The organism is Stenotrophomonas sp. LC732 (assembly GCF_052446685.1).
Lineage (GTDB): Bacteria > Pseudomonadota > Gammaproteobacteria > Xanthomonadales > Xanthomonadaceae > Stenotrophomonas > Stenotrophomonas muris.
The window spans coordinates 183,056-196,379 of record NZ_CP199214.1 but is presented as its reverse complement, the minus strand read 5'-3'; the positions used below and the strand labels follow the sequence as shown (position 1 = coordinate 196,379).

12 protein-coding genes are annotated in these 13,324 nt (G+C 62.1%); 4 read left to right on the top strand and 8 right to left on the bottom strand.

All coding sequences use genetic code 11. The annotated features are described in order from the left end of the window. Positions 1–10 precede the first annotated feature (10 nt). The 5 genes from ACT6SE_RS00990 to ACT6SE_RS00970 form a co-directional block, all read right to left on the bottom strand. Positions 11–583, bottom strand: a complete 573-nt coding sequence (locus tag ACT6SE_RS00990) for a hypothetical protein (RefSeq protein WP_046428530.1) — start codon at positions 581–583, stop codon at positions 11–13. Between the two features lie 143 nt (positions 584–726). Further along, positions 727–1,872 carry a YncE family protein gene (locus tag ACT6SE_RS00985; RefSeq protein WP_046428527.1) on the bottom strand — a complete coding sequence of 382 codons (1,146 nt, stop codon included), beginning with the start codon at positions 1,870–1,872 and terminating at the stop codon, positions 727–729. A 186-nt stretch (positions 1,873–2,058) separates the two neighbouring features. Further along, on the bottom strand, positions 2,059–3,072 hold the full coding sequence (locus ACT6SE_RS00980; protein WP_046428521.1) for an XVIPCD domain-containing protein: 1,014 nt from the start codon (positions 3,070–3,072) through the stop codon (positions 2,059–2,061). 2 nt (positions 3,073–3,074) lie between these two features. Next, complete coding sequence (locus ACT6SE_RS00975; RefSeq protein ID WP_046428518.1) at positions 3,075–3,710, bottom strand: hypothetical protein; 636 nt, start codon at positions 3,708–3,710, stop codon at positions 3,075–3,077. Beyond that, entirely contained in the window at positions 3,707–4,633 is a 927-nt protein-coding gene (locus ACT6SE_RS00970; RefSeq protein WP_046428516.1) for an XVIPCD domain-containing protein, read from the bottom strand. Before ACT6SE_RS00970 ends, ACT6SE_RS00975 begins: the two co-directional genes overlap by 4 nt. Before the next feature lie 427 nt (positions 4,634–5,060). On the opposite strand from ACT6SE_RS00970, the gene ACT6SE_RS00965 reads away from it, so the two are divergent. Continuing rightward, the gene (locus ACT6SE_RS00965; protein WP_049420876.1) at positions 5,061–5,558 is read left to right on the top strand and encodes a hypothetical protein; all 498 of its coding nucleotides are present in this window, start codon (positions 5,061–5,063) and stop codon (positions 5,556–5,558) included. Continuing rightward, a complete protein-coding gene (locus ACT6SE_RS00960) occupies positions 5,555–6,985 on the top strand; it encodes an XVIPCD domain-containing protein (protein WP_049420877.1) in 1,431 nt (476 codons plus the stop codon). The genes ACT6SE_RS00965 and ACT6SE_RS00960 overlap by 4 nt, the downstream gene beginning before the upstream one ends. Before the next feature lie 188 nt (positions 6,986–7,173). Here ACT6SE_RS00960 and ACT6SE_RS00955 read toward each other — a convergent pair whose 3' ends face one another. Beyond that, the gene (locus ACT6SE_RS00955; RefSeq protein WP_046428504.1) at positions 7,174–7,773 is read right to left on the bottom strand and encodes a hypothetical protein; all 600 of its coding nucleotides are present in this window, start codon (positions 7,771–7,773) and stop codon (positions 7,174–7,176) included. Positions 7,774–7,986: 213 nt separating this feature from the next. Between ACT6SE_RS00955 and ACT6SE_RS00950 the strand changes: the two genes are divergently transcribed. Further along, positions 7,987–8,202 carry a hypothetical protein gene (locus ACT6SE_RS00950; RefSeq protein ID WP_172412177.1) on the top strand — a complete coding sequence of 72 codons (216 nt, stop codon included), beginning with the start codon at positions 7,987–7,989 and terminating at the stop codon, positions 8,200–8,202. 484 nt (positions 8,203–8,686) lie between these two features. After that, positions 8,687–9,055 carry a hypothetical protein gene (locus ACT6SE_RS00945; RefSeq protein WP_046428499.1) on the top strand — a complete coding sequence of 123 codons (369 nt, stop codon included), beginning with the start codon at positions 8,687–8,689 and terminating at the stop codon, positions 9,053–9,055. Positions 9,056–9,077: 22 nt separating this feature from the next. Here ACT6SE_RS00945 and ACT6SE_RS00940 read toward each other — a convergent pair whose 3' ends face one another. Both ACT6SE_RS00940 and ACT6SE_RS00935 read right to left on the bottom strand, forming a co-directional pair. Continuing rightward, positions 9,078–10,424: an McrC family protein gene (locus ACT6SE_RS00940; RefSeq protein ID WP_046428496.1), complete on the bottom strand. Its 1,347-nt coding sequence runs from the start codon at positions 10,422–10,424 to the stop codon at positions 9,078–9,080. A gap of 3 nt (positions 10,425–10,427) precedes the next feature. Then, entirely contained in the window at positions 10,428–13,094 is a 2,667-nt protein-coding gene (locus ACT6SE_RS00935) for an AAA family ATPase (RefSeq protein ID WP_046428494.1), read from the bottom strand. Between the last annotated feature and the right edge of the window lie 230 nt (positions 13,095–13,324).

The following is a 13,324-nucleotide window of genomic DNA, read 5'->3' as shown; positions in this document are numbered from 1 at the left end:
AGGCGATTGATTACTTTCCGGCGGGACGGGCGGCATGGATCCGCAAACGGGCCGAGTAATCCTGCAGTGCCTCGGTCCTCTGCACCGTGCGCACGTCCACGCGGTAGCGGGAGTCAATTTCCACTGGCAGAGCAACCAGGCTCAGCGTGTACTGGCCATCACTGCCCATGTGCGGCGACGTATACCGCCATTCGCCGGATTCATGCCATTCCGGAAGCTGCTCACCGGCATTGAGCACCCCGGCTTGATGGCTGTCGTAGGTGGGAACATCCTTCCAGGCATCAGCACGCCATTGCTGCAGGATCACCTCGAACGGGATCCGCATTGTGCCCACGTCAGGCTCGTCGGGCTTTCGCGTCTCTTGGCGCTGCAACTCCAGCTCCAGCGCATACGTGCGACCCGGGTGGAAGTTGCGGGCATTCGTCTCGAACTCGAACCGCACCGCTTGGCCAGACTGGGTCACGTTGATCGGCTTGACCAGATCCAGCGGCTCCGGTGCATCCGGTATGCGGCTGCAGGCGCCGAGTGCACCCACCAGCGTGAAGACCAGGCCGACGCGCAGCCAGCGGCGGATAGCCAGCATGATTCAGATCCTTTGGCTCCCTGCCATGGGCTTCAACCCTAGCGGGCAGCCTCTTGCACTGCAACCGGGCAAAGAAGAAGGCAGAGCCTGCGCCCTGCCTTCCTCATGCGACGCGCGACGGCGCGGGGCCTTGCGTCAGCGCCTTACAGCTGGATGCGCGCCACGCTCTCGTCAGCGCCCTTGTCATCCTTCTCGCCGTTCTTGATGCTCACGAACAGCACATTGTTCTTCGCATCCAGCGCCAGGCTGTTCGGGTGGGTCGGCACGGTGTAGGTGGCCACCTTCTGGTAGCTGTCACTGTTGTAGGCGGTCACGGTACCGGCTTCGCGGTTGGTCACGTACAGGCGCTTGCGCGGTGCATCCAGCAGGATGCCCAGCGGGCCGGCATCGGTCGGGATGCTGGCCAGTTCCTTGCCGGTGCTGCGGTCGAGCACCAGCACGCGCTGGCCCGGATGCTTGCTGACCAGGCCGCTGCTCTTGGCCTGGTAGCCACGCAGGAATTCCGAGCCCTGGTCGGTCACGAACAGGCGCTTGCCGGCCGGGTCCAGCGCGATGTTCATCGGCTGCTCGGCAGCGATCCTGTGCTGCGCCACCACCTTGTTCGAGTCGGTGCCCACCACCACCAGCTCGGCCAGCAGGTTGCTGGTATAGACGCGCTTGTTGGCCACATCCAGCGCCAGGCCCGGTGCCTTGGCATTGCCCAGGCCATCGATGGTGTTGATCACCTTCAGCGTGTTCGTATCGATCACGAACAGCACGCTGCTCACGTCCGGCTGGCTGCTGTGGCCGGTCACGTACAGGCGGTTGGCCGCGCTGTCGACCACCAGCTCGCGCAGGTCATGGGTGTAGGCGGCCTTGCCGTCCTTGCCGGTCTTCTTCTCCATCAGCTGGATGGTGCCGACGGCCTTGTTCTGCGCGGTGTCGACCACGGTCACCGACAGGTCCACGGTGTTGCCCACGTACAGGCGGTTGTGGGCGTCATCCAGCACCACGCCGAACGCCTTGCGCTCCAGCGGGATGCGGGTTTCCACCGCCAGCGTGGCCGGATTCAGGCGCAGCACCTGGGTCGGGCCGGCGTCATCGCCGAAACCGCCGGAGGAGGCCACGAACACGGCGTTCTGCTTCGGGCTGTAGGCCAGCTCGTACAGGCCCTTGGCCACGGCCTGGCGCTGCACGGCGGCGGTGGCACTGGCGGCGGGAGCGTTGTCGGCGAACGCGGAGGGCACGCCGAGGCTGAGCGAAACGGCAACGGCCAGGGCGGCCGAGCGGAAGAGAGGATTACGGAACATGCGAGCGTCCTTGAATGGGCACGGGAAGGTGTCCTGGCTCGCTGGGCCGTACGGCGACGGCCCGCCCCGCATCTGTCTGCGCGGGGTGGGCTGGCTGGGGTTGCGGGGGAATGGTAGCAGGTGGGGGGCGTGGCGTGCGTCTGCGCAGGCGTGGTAGACGTTCGACTTTGGAACCGCGTCCGCCGGCTATGCCATCCGTGGGCCGTGGCTCTGTTGCAGTTGCTGCTCTTCCTGCAGGTGCTGCACATCGCGCTGCGGCGGGTTCTGCTGCAACTGCGCCACCCTTTCGAACGAGGTCTCTACCGGTGCCTGCGCTGCCAGCTCCGCCGGCACGCTGGCGCGCTGGTGTGCCGGGTCATTGCGGTCCCCCTGCACGATGAACAGCTTCGGCGCGGTATCACCGCGCGGCTCGCCCAGCACCACTTCGTCCACGCGCGAGAACTGCTGCTCCTTCGACAGCGCGAGCAGGCTGGCACTGACATTTCCGTTGCGTGCACCGAAAGCGCCGAGGTCGGCCACCTGCTGGTGGATCTGGTTGAGGCGGGCATGATCCTCGTGCGCCGGGTCTGCGGGCGTGCCGCTTGCCGCGAGGCTGCTGTTGCCGCGCCACTGCTCGCCGTTCTCGGTGAACATCCACTCGCGGAACGTCTGCTTCGGCATCGGGTTCCACTGCACCCTGTCCAGCTCGCTGTCCTTCACCTGCTGCGGAATGGCGTTGACGGCGCGGATGTTGTCCAGGACCTTGGTGGCGCCCTCGTAGTTGGTGATCTCCCCGGCCAGCCCGACCGGTCGCAGGCCTGCGTGGTTCAGGGCACCCCATGCGAAGTCGGTGCACGCGTTGGAGAAGAAGTCGTATTCCATGTCGAAGCCGTGCTTCTTCGGGTCTGCCGAGAACTCGAGGATGCGGTCGTACTGCGCCTTGCTGATCTCGATCGTGCGCTCGAAGCGGGGCTTGTCGTAGACCGACACGTCCATGTCATCGACTTTGCCCCTGTTCGGCTCGTCCTTGGTGCCTGCGTGGGTGAAACCAATGCTCTCCGGCAAGGGTTCACCCGAACGGCGCAGCGACAGGAACATGTGCCCCGCGAACGAAGGCTCCAGCAGAAACCTGTTTCCCTCGGCATCACGGCCGTAGCGCGGCGTGCCGGGGGCCGCCAGATGAATGGTTACGCTGTAGCGTTCGGCATCGTCCTTGTGCATGTCTACTTTCCTAGTGATTGGTAGCCAACGATCAGTTCTGCGTTCAGGCCGTCCAGCTGGGGTCGATCCTCCACAAGGTCGACCCGCAGAACGTAGCGCCCGGGTGCAATGCCTCCGACCTGCGCCAGCTGCAGCGTGCGATAGAGCACGTCTTCAGAGTACAACCCGGCCTCGGCCAAGCTGTTGATGTCCACACTCCCCGTCGTCAGGTCTGTGACCACGCCATCATCCCCGATCTTCTGCGAGTCGCGTCCGTCGCGGGTACGCTGCCAGAGCTGCACATGACGAGGCGCGCTGCCATCAATCCGCTCCAGGCGCAGCCGCGCTGGCAAACGTCCGAGAGTGATCTTCTCCGAAGCATCCAGCAGCCGTCGCGCGTCGGTATCCTGCAGCCGCAACCCAATGTTCAGGATCGGAATGGCCGGCTTCTGGGCTGCCGGCAAATCAAACGTGACGTCGGCAATCCGACCGGCCTTCTGCAACTGCACGGCCCGCGTGAACGGCACAACCGTGCGCGCCTCGGCCTGTGCGCGCGTCAGCAGGGGCGGCGCAACCTCAGGCGCTGGTGACGCACGGCATGCCGCCAGCGCACCCAGCACCGCCAGTACCACCAGCCCCCGCCGCAGTGACCGCGTCATTGCTCCTTCAACCGCAGCGAATCTGCCACATCGGTCTTGGCCGCCACCTCGGTGGCGATGCTGGCGCGGCGGTGCCCTGGGTCGTTGCGGTCGCCCTGCACGATGAAGATGCTCTCGGCGGCATGACTGCTTTTTGTCGGCCGGCTGAGCAGCACGTGGTCCACGCGCGAGAGATTGTTCTGCTTGGCCAGCACCAGCAGGCTGGCGCTGATGCGCTGGCTGGCCGCATCGAACGGGCGGCCGTGCGCGGCGTCCAGTTCGGCCACTTTCTGGATCAGCTGCGAGAACAGGCGATGGTCCGGATGCGAAGGGTCCAGTAGCGTGCCGGCCACTTCAATCGGCGTCGGCGGCGGCTCATCGCTGGCGCGGTCGCCCTGGCGATGATGCTCGGCCTCGCGCTCGGGCATCGCATGATGGGTCTCGGCATTCAGATCACTGCCCGGGAACGGCGCGGCAATGCACTGGATCTCTGGCAGGTTGAACAGCACCGCGAACTCGCCCAGGTTGCTGCCGCCATCCAGCGGCGCCGGCAGCGAATGCAGGCCGGCGTAGTGCAGGGCCGCCCAGACGAAATCGCTGCAACGGTTGATGGTGGCCGGGCGATCCACATCGAATTCGAACTCGGCCGGCTCCTCGGCGAAATCACGCAGGCAGCCGTAATGCTCCTCGGTGATTTCCAGGGTGCGGCTGTAGTACGGGTCCAGGTGCTCGTCGGCATCATCGTGGCGCACCTGCGCGTACTGCACGCCGGTGGGGGCTTCGCCCGGCGCCTGGCGCGGTGGTGCGAAGCCGTAGCTGTGAGCCTCGTCGCCCGCAGCGACCTGCAGGTACATGTGGCCGCGCGGCGAAATGCCTCCGCTCTTCAGCGGGGTGCCGGGGGCGGCCAGGTACAGCGTTGCGGTGTAGCGTGTTGCCTGCTCCATGCCTGTTCAGCCTTGATGGGTGCTGCGGTCCTGGCCGGATGATGGCATAGGTGGGATGGGGGGCAGGTGGAGGACAAAGCCAGGGCCACGGCTGACATGCTGAATGTGTGAACCAGCCAGCAAACGTGGGCGATCAATACCCCGCCGGTAGAGTCACTCGGGGTCTGCCCCGTATAGTGACCTCTCCACTGCAAGGGACTTGCCGATGGGCACCGCAATCCAAGGGGCGCTAGCCTCGCTTCCCGCGATCTCGGCTTGGCGGCCTCTACTGCTTCCGCGTCATGTGATGTCGCATCTAGCTCGCGCTGGCGCAATTTCCGGACTATCGGCCATGCTTACTCTGACGTCTGCATGTGCGCGATCGCCGGATACGTCTGCCCTCAATGAACGTGCCGCTGCCGCAGATACGCAGCCCGCCCGCATCTCCATGGCCGAGCTGCAGAAACGGATTCTTGCCTACGCGGATTCGCTCAGGTCAAGGGCGGACATCAGTCCGGACAAGCTCGGCACGGCGATCGGTGTCTCACTCGTGCCAGACGAAAAGGTCAGCATCAGGCACATCGCCAAGGACCTGGCAACGACGAACGGCTACAACTATGGGGCGTCTTATCTGTCGGTTGAGTCGGCACGTGAGTTCCCCAACCAAGAGGTGATCTTCTATCAGCTGGGCAAGCAGCCAGTGACGGATGCTCCGAATGGCGTGTGCTACTGGGAAGCCGAAAGTGCCGGACGAGCCCTCGAAGCCCTCGGATACAGGACCGGAGGAGAAGTGCCATTTCAGAGAGGGGGCATCAGGCAGTACCGGCGCCCCATCACCGGTGGTAAGCAGTATATGGATACCAGCCTGTTGACCTATCGTTCCGATGAAGGTGATACAGCGAGAACCTGCGTCTACGCGGTCCAGTTTGGAGGAGGAGACAAATGAAGGGAATCGAATCCAGCGTCGAGCCACTATTGGCCGATCTGCGCGCAGACAAACAGCTTCCCAGTGGTGCCGAGGATGCGATCCGACGCAGCATTGCAGGCTCCCCCTACCTCAATCACCTTCTGGCAAACGCAGCCACCAGCGGCCAGATCGGCCGGATTGCCGTGTCCTACGGACATCACAATGGCGGCCACTTCCAGGAGGGGGCGGATGGAAACCCTCCAACGATCTTCATCAGCGCCTCCAATTTCCAGAGCGTAACCGGCGCCCGGCTTGAAGAACGACTTACCGAAGTGCTAGGCCACGAGACCATGCACGGCATCCTGGCTAAGGAACGCGCCGCAGCACTCAAGGACTTCAAGCAGACCTACAGCGAGGAACTGAGCGCTTCACACGATTCCCGGTCAGGCTCGGTGAACCTGACCGAGCCGGTGCGCACGCTTCTGGACAAGGGACGACAGGACGAGGCACTGGCGGAGGTCTCGGGCCTGCGGGCACTGAATAGCCGATTCAGAGCGTTGAATCCAACCTTGGATGACAACGGACTGGAGGCAATGCTTGCGTCCCGCTCGCTCTCCCGTTGCATTCGAGCGGAGGGTGCAACCAGGAGCTTGGCGGATGGCATTTCGTATGATGCGCTTGCCAAGCGCCCCAACAATGAGAGCGTCCAGCTCACCAAGGCCGTCGAGCAGTGCTTCTATGACGGCACTGGCACGCTGGGCCGGCACGGCGATTCCGACTACCGCAACTACTACGGTACCTATCCGCTATCAGTGATCGGGACGAGCCATGCCTTCCTGGCTGAAGGTCGCCAACCCCCGGCCATCCGCATCGACCTGCATGAGCTTGGTCTGGAGCCGAAGCAGCTTGAGCGCAATGGCCTCGACTTTGGCAGCGCAAAGATCCTGCCTGTTGGCGACTTCGGAAAGGGCGGGTTGGGCTGGGTGGAGCTGAAGAACACCGGCAGCGCACACACCATTTCGCCACCGACGCAGAGCGTTGCAGATATGCAGTCCTCGCCCACCCACTCGCTCAGTCCAGCAGATCAGGCGCTGCTGGACCAGATTCGGAGCAAGGTGGAAGCACTGGACAAGGCCAACGGCCGAACTTTCGATGACACCAGCGAGCGTATGTCTACCAGTCTGCTGGCCGCAGCCAAGGATGCCGGAATCACCCGCGCGGACCATGTTGTGCTGAGCAGACAGACAGATGCCTCCCCCGCCGCACATAACATCTTTGTGGTGCAGGGTGCGATGTCCGACCCTGCTTCCCTTCGCACTCACACTGCGACTGCGGAGGCCGCCCAGCGGCCAGTGCAGGAGAGCTTGAACCAAGTTGAGGCGATTGGTGAGCGCCAAGCGCGTGAGAGGTCGGCAGAAATGCAGCATGCGCAGGAGCAGCATCGGGCTTCGGCACCATCGATGTAGCTCGCGCGCCTCTCCCTGAGCGCGACTGTGTGCCGGCACTAACCCATCTGCATGCCGCCAGACGTTCGGGCCGCCGCCTCACGTTGCAGCGTTTTCTGGTGGACTTGCTCAGTCACTCGCGTGTCAAGCTGCCGACTATGGGCCAGCTCCTTCTAAAGGACTGTTGAGACTGGTGACTGTCCATAACCCTATTTCACGTTGTAGTTGGCGACGAGAAGCTCGAAGTTGAGATGTGCAACTTCCGGGTTGGCCTGGAGGTTGGTCACCTTCAGCCGGTACTTCCCGGCCGTCAGATCCCCGGAATCGGCACGGGCCACCTCGTATTCCCTGTAAGCCAGGGATATGTCGTACTTTCCTGCGTTGACCAGACTGTTCGAATCCGCGCCGACGGCGCTCCTGTATTCGTACACATCGCCCTTGGCCGGTTGATATCGGCTGCCCTGCCAGACAGCAGGCAGATCGCGATTCAGTGCCTGTAGTGCTATGGGCGTTTCGGTGTCGCCCTCCAGTTTCCACAGCTGCACCTTCAGGGGAATCCGGGCGTCTTCGAGGAAGTCGACATCGCCCGGTTTCATGTCCGGGCGCTTTGCAGGCCCACCGGTGCGGAAGCCGATCAGGAACGTGCGTGGCTTGGGATCCTTCTCCCAAGGCGGTGGCAGTTCAAAACGCGCCTCTACCGTCGCACCTGCATGGACTAGGTCCATCGGCTTGGCGACGGGAAAACCATCGCCATACATCTGGGGTGCCTGGGCGCCGCAGCCACCCGCGAGCAGGGGCAGCAGTACCATCCATGGCCTCAGTAGCTGTCGCATCCATTCCTCGCATTCGGGCACTCAGGTGTCGGCAGTTTATACACCGCACCGGCCCGCAGGACCTGAACTGGCTTCACATAACCTTGGGGTGGGATGGGGATTCCTGCCGATGAACATTGCACGGGCCAGTTCTGGAGTTAGCAGGCATGCGATGGTGCAGGCACTATTCCTGCACTCAGGAGGATGACCATGACCAAGCTCGACCCCGCATGGCTGGAAGCCTTCGACAAGGAGCTCCTCCACCTGTTCGCCATCGACCATAGCGACGCCGGCATGGATGAGCACCTGCTGGGCTGCTACGCAGACCTCACGCCGCGCGAGGCGGCGCTGGCGTTCGGTAGCGACTACGACCTGGAGCGCGACGATGCGCTGTGGCCTCGGCCGGGCGTGGCGCTGCAAAGTTAAGCCGTGTCGCAATCGGCCAACTTCGGACCTCAGCCATGCGGGCGGATTGTCGCTTTTGAGACCCCGACCCTCTGCAAACCGTGCTTTTCAATTCGCGTTCGGGCGGTAACTTAACACCGGCCGAAACCGCTGCACCGCAAGAGTTCTGCCGCCCGCGCGCCATGCAACAATGCCGTAAGCGTCAGCATTTACGGCCTCTGCGGTCTACGGTTTCTTGGCATCTCGCAATCATGCGAGTACACCTTGGTGTGCCACCGGAAAAGGGTGGCGCGGGACTCGAAAACCCGTGTTTATGCCAGCTGTATGCGCTTGCCAGCCGACGTCACCTTTTATGTGGCGTCGGCTGGCAATCCGTTCGCGTTCCATGGCGGGCGGTGCGTGGGGGTCTTCGGACCCGCCGGTCTGGCATTTACCGGTTTTCGAGCCCGCACCGTCCGCCACCTTTATTGGTGGCGCTGCTATCTGTCCTGTACGGAGCATTGCCATGAACACATCGGACTTCCGTTCCCTGCACGCGCAGTACGATCCGGACAACGCCGAATCCGAACACGAACGTTCCGTCGATCCCAACGCCTTCGTCGCCACGCTGCACCGCATCGGGACCGGTGCAGCTGCGGACGGCCAGCCTTGGCCGGAGCGGCATCAACTGCCCGGGCGTTGTCTTCAACTGGCGGATGCGGATTGCGCGCTGGCGGGGCTGCGCGTAGTGGCGGAGTTGATGCTGGCTGCGGAGCGGACACGGCAGAACGGCGCACCCGAGGAGTACCTGGGGGATCGGGTGATGGAAGGGTTGAAGATGGCTTGTGTGGCGTTGACTGCGCAGGTGACTGAGCGGTTGCAAGTGCGGGAGTAGCACGTGTGCATGAGCGGCCGGCTCAGATAGTTAAGGAAACCCAGCTACTGAGCTCGCCGCTATACGCGGCGGGTGGGTTCACTTGAGGACAGACGTTGCCAGTCAGCCGCCAGTGTGTAGGCATCACCAGCAATCCACGCTCTAGATCAAAGGGCAACACCCAAAGCTGTAGTTCGGCGCTGAAATCAAATGCGGGAAGGGGCTGCGCGAATCCCGTGTGCTGCGGATAGACGAGCGCCATCTGCCCCACTCCACCCAGGTAGCGCTGTCCGTATGCAAACATTTGGTAGAAGTCGGATTGTTTAAGCCCGTACTTCTCGCGCGCGTTGCTGGCCGTTGCATCCAGCACTTTCCACTTCGTATCAAGTACGCGGAGCTCATCGCCCCGCCGCAGCAGAAAGTCTGGAATCAGATTGAACCAGTTTGCCTCACCATGGCTGCACAGGTACTCCGACGCTGCACCACCAACCTGCCACTCCGGCGCGAACTGACGGGCGAGGCAAGCGCCCACGTAGCGCTCAAAGAGCCGCTCCATGGGGAACATCATGCTTGGGCTGCGCCAATCGCCTGCCAATGCCAAAGGACTCTGGCCCGACAAGATCAGCTCGCACAGCGGACGAACTTCACGATAGTGGGTCATCAGCCGGTCGCTGCCCCAGGCGCGCAGATCGTTAGCCACCTGGGTACTTCGTGGCACGCTGCCCATACGCGTAGACAATTCCTGGGCAAGTCTCCAGGTTCCCCCGTTGCGCGTACGTGCACACACGCGATCCAGGGCGACGCGCAGTAGCCGGTTCTCAGGCCTGTCCTCGCTAAACACATCGTGCTCGATGTTGAAGACGTGGGCACGAGTGGGCGACTGACGGAGCTGACGCGAAATATCCAAGCGACCACGCAGGAACAACTGCTCCTCGCGGACCCGTGTGTAGTCGAAGCGAAGCCCGCGCTTTAGTAGTTCATCCAGCGCGCCGATGAATCGCCCCATGACCCACTCATTCAAGGGCGTATCGAACAGAGTCACGTCGGCGGGACTACCTTCCCTCGGTGGGAGGTCTAGCACTGTGCACAGCATGCGGCGCAGCAACCGCCTCGCGCCGAGAGCATCATCCGCATGTGCAACGTGCTTCGGCAGCACCTCCAATGTGGTGCCGTCGGGACATTCCACCACACCAACGTACTGGTCCAGACGCAGCCAGCGTGCGCCATCGCGCTGCATGAGCGCCGCTCCACCCGCGCGCAAGCGCTCGAACTCACCACAGAGCCAGTCAAAGGACGCCTGCGGCAAGAAGGCGGCATCCAGCCCCTCCTGCCGCGGACCGCCTACTGAAACGCCGATCCGCGCATACTCGCGCACAGTCAGCACAGACATCGGTCAGTCTGCCTGGCCGACGAGAATTCCCCTGTAACTGGCTGCCTGCTCGAACGCTGCCTCATGGATATACCAATTGGCGGTGTCAGGTGCGAGCTGTGCTTCCGGGGCAAACAGGCGGTTCAACTGCAGCTCGCGCCGGCGCAAGAAGCGCTCACCCTGCGGCTTCGCATCATCGTTCAGCACCCAAGCGATACGACGCCAGTCTTCGAAGAAGTACTCCTGCAGCAACGGCAGAATGCGCAGGCGGAACGCCTCAGCCAGCCCAGGCAGATCTTTGGCGCCCATCAAGTACGCATGGCCAATGAGGTGGTCCCGCCCGAGCAGAACTTCGATGCGACTGTTTAGGGTGCTTAACAGTTCACCCATGCGAATACCGTCGACGTCCCAATCAAGCAGCTCCGGCTGGGGCGGCATTTCGATGAACCGGAAGCGTCGGCGCAGCGCTACGTCCATCGAGGCCAGCGAGCGGTCCGCAGTGTTCATTGTGCAAATGATGTGCAAGTTGGCTGGCACCGCAAAATCTTGCTTGGAGTACGGCAAGCGAACGGACAACGCTTCATCCATACCCTGCCGCTTGCTGGGCTCAATGAGGGTAATGAGCTCGCCGAAGATGCGGGCGATGTTGCCCCGGTTAATCTCGTCGACGATGAGAACGTATGGCAGGTCGCTGTGCTGCGCATCGATGCAGAGTTCGAGGAAGACCCCGTTCTCAACGCCATACTCGAGCGCACCGCTTGCGCCCGCACGAGCCTTCAGGCCCTCCACGAAGTCCTCATAAGCGAAGCTCTGGTGGAAGGTGACAAAGCGGATGCGTCCTTCTTCATGCAGCGCATCGAAGCGTTGCTTGAGCGCGGCTCGCGCGCCAGTGCCCTGGCCCTTGGTAGCGGCCAGCAACTCCGGATCAAGGATCTCCAGAGCCTTATCCACCACACCGTAAGTCTTGCCGGTACCGGGCGGGCCATAGAGGATGGTGTTGGTGGGAGCGTGAATCACCGGCATGTCGTCATCCTGCTCCACAGCTTCAGCTTCATCTTCAGCTTCAGCTTCAGCTTCATCTTCTTCCTCAGCATCTGCACCGTCCCCCTGCTCGTAGGCGATGGCTACCCAGAGGAATGACTGTACATCGATCATGTCTGCCGGCCGCCATCCGTCTTCAGACAGACGAACTGCGAGTCGGTCTGCTAGCGCGCGAATGCGCTCCCACTCCTCACCGGTCATGCCACCCTTGCGGAAATCAAAGGTCGGATCGAGCATCTCCAGGGCACGGCGTATCTGCCCGGTCTTGACGAAGAAGTAGTGCTTCGAGTCTTCAAGCGTGAGCAACAGACTTGAGAGCGATCGCTGAGCAGCGGGCTGTAGCGGCGAGCTCAGCTTGGAGGTTCCTCGATTGAATGCCTCCAGCCCAGTAGACACTGGTTCAGCCCTAAGCATTGAAAGGACAGCCTTGCCTAGTCTTAACTGATCTATGCCCGACAATTCGGCCAACTGCGCCACGATCCTCCATCCAACCACATTCTGCGGCTGCGGGTTCTCAGCGCCAACACGAACTCGCAGCAATTTGATCAGCGCAGACCACACGCCCTTCGGCCCACCTGCATCCAGCGCAGGCAGCAGCAATGACTTGTAGTGCTCTACTAGCTGACGCTTGTAGATAGTTTCGCGCAGCAGGCGCTGATCTTTAGAGAAGCCGGTGAATCCGGGGAATTGTGCGAGGAAGCGTTCGCGCAGACGTACGTAGCCGAGCTCAAACGTGTCTCGGCTGCCCTTGCGCGCCTCAACTCGGTACTGCCCGATTGTCTCTTGAATGATGAGCAGCGAATCGCCAGCCGCTACCCCAAGACGCCTAAAAGCGGGCGCAATACGTGCGCGGATGCGAGCTGAGCCTGGTCCATTGGCTCGCAGATCGGAGGTGATCTGATAGCCATCCGGGAACGTAAAGGTAGCTTCTCTTCCTGACGCTACGTCTGGACGGCCCAGCATGGCTGCATCGAAGCCTGACCAATTGGGGTCAACTGAGATGTAGCCGTTGCGTATGGCACCATCGGTGAGCACGACTTCCCAGATCAGCGGCCCATTCGCCATCGAGGGGGTAGGAACTGCGAAGGAACTCGCAACCGCTGGTGGCAGAACATTTCCGCCCTTCTTCAACCTTAGTTGACGCGCAGAAAACTCAGTTGAGGAAGCGCTAGGGCGCCACTGCAGGATCTCGGCCAGGCTCCCGCCATGTCCGGGTTCAATGTCGACCGCATCGAACAGACATGTAACAGGGTGCTCACCATCCATCGCCACGAAGTCGAGCTTTCCGCAGTAAACGAATGGAACCGCATTAGAGGCGCCTCGAGCCTTTGCCCTGATCCGAGCGAACAGATAGGTGGGCGAGCCACCTGACATCCTGCGGATGATCGGGGAGCTCTGGCTGTTCCGATTCTGGCTTTCCCAGTAGAAGTCAGTGCCGTCGAAGACATCCAAGTAGCTGGCCTCGCCCTCCTTCTCCAGTGTGACGAACAGCAACACGGCATTCTCTAGTTCTAGGATGCCGTCAGCCCAGGCTGTGCCATAGATCTCAGCGGGGACAGGTAGACCGGCAACTTGCGCGACATTCTGGCGAGAGTACTCGGCGCCGAGGCGGAAATCCTTGGCTTCGATCCGTGCGTTGATACGTCCCATGTGCTACCAGTCAAATCTGTGCAGGCCTCCATACTAGTAGATGCAGGCCGTTAGCGTCACCCCATGCCGGCCTTAAACATATAACATCTCGTGACGTTAAAGCCAGGAAGTCCGCATTATTTTATCAAAAGCTTCTGCTGGACGGCGTCAATCTAAATGATGGGACTTGACCACCCAAGGCATCCCGATTGCCTGGCGATCGAATAGCAGATAATTTCTCAAGAGAAATT

Excerpts from the sequence above, each read along its gene's own strand:
- ACT6SE_RS00990 (WP_046428530.1), bottom strand. The coding sequence starts at position 583 with ATGCTGGCTATCCGCCGCTGGCTGCGCGTCGGCCTGGTCTTCACGCTG.
- ACT6SE_RS00985 (WP_046428527.1), bottom strand. The coding sequence starts at position 1,872 with ATGTTCCGTAATCCTCTCTTCCGCTCGGCCGCCCTGGCCGTTGCCGTT.
- ACT6SE_RS00980 (WP_046428521.1), bottom strand. The coding sequence starts at position 3,072 with ATGCACAAGGACGATGCCGAACGCTACAGCGTAACCATTCATCTGGCG.
- ACT6SE_RS00975 (WP_046428518.1), bottom strand. The coding sequence starts at position 3,710 with ATGACGCGGTCACTGCGGCGGGGGCTGGTGGTACTGGCGGTGCTGGGT.
- ACT6SE_RS00970 (WP_046428516.1), bottom strand. The coding sequence starts at position 4,633 with ATGGAGCAGGCAACACGCTACACCGCAACGCTGTACCTGGCCGCCCCC.
- ACT6SE_RS00965 (WP_049420876.1), top strand. The coding sequence starts at position 5,061 with ATGGCCGAGCTGCAGAAACGGATTCTTGCCTACGCGGATTCGCTCAGG.
- ACT6SE_RS00960 (WP_049420877.1), top strand. The coding sequence starts at position 5,555 with ATGAAGGGAATCGAATCCAGCGTCGAGCCACTATTGGCCGATCTGCGC.
- ACT6SE_RS00955 (WP_046428504.1), bottom strand. The coding sequence starts at position 7,773 with ATGGTACTGCTGCCCCTGCTCGCGGGTGGCTGCGGCGCCCAGGCACCC.
- ACT6SE_RS00950 (WP_172412177.1), top strand. The coding sequence starts at position 7,987 with ATGACCAAGCTCGACCCCGCATGGCTGGAAGCCTTCGACAAGGAGCTC.
- ACT6SE_RS00945 (WP_046428499.1), top strand. The coding sequence starts at position 8,687 with ATGAACACATCGGACTTCCGTTCCCTGCACGCGCAGTACGATCCGGAC.
- ACT6SE_RS00940 (WP_046428496.1), bottom strand. The coding sequence starts at position 10,424 with ATGTCTGTGCTGACTGTGCGCGAGTATGCGCGGATCGGCGTTTCAGTA.
- ACT6SE_RS00935 (WP_046428494.1), bottom strand. The coding sequence starts at position 13,094 with ATGGGACGTATCAACGCACGGATCGAAGCCAAGGATTTCCGCCTCGGC.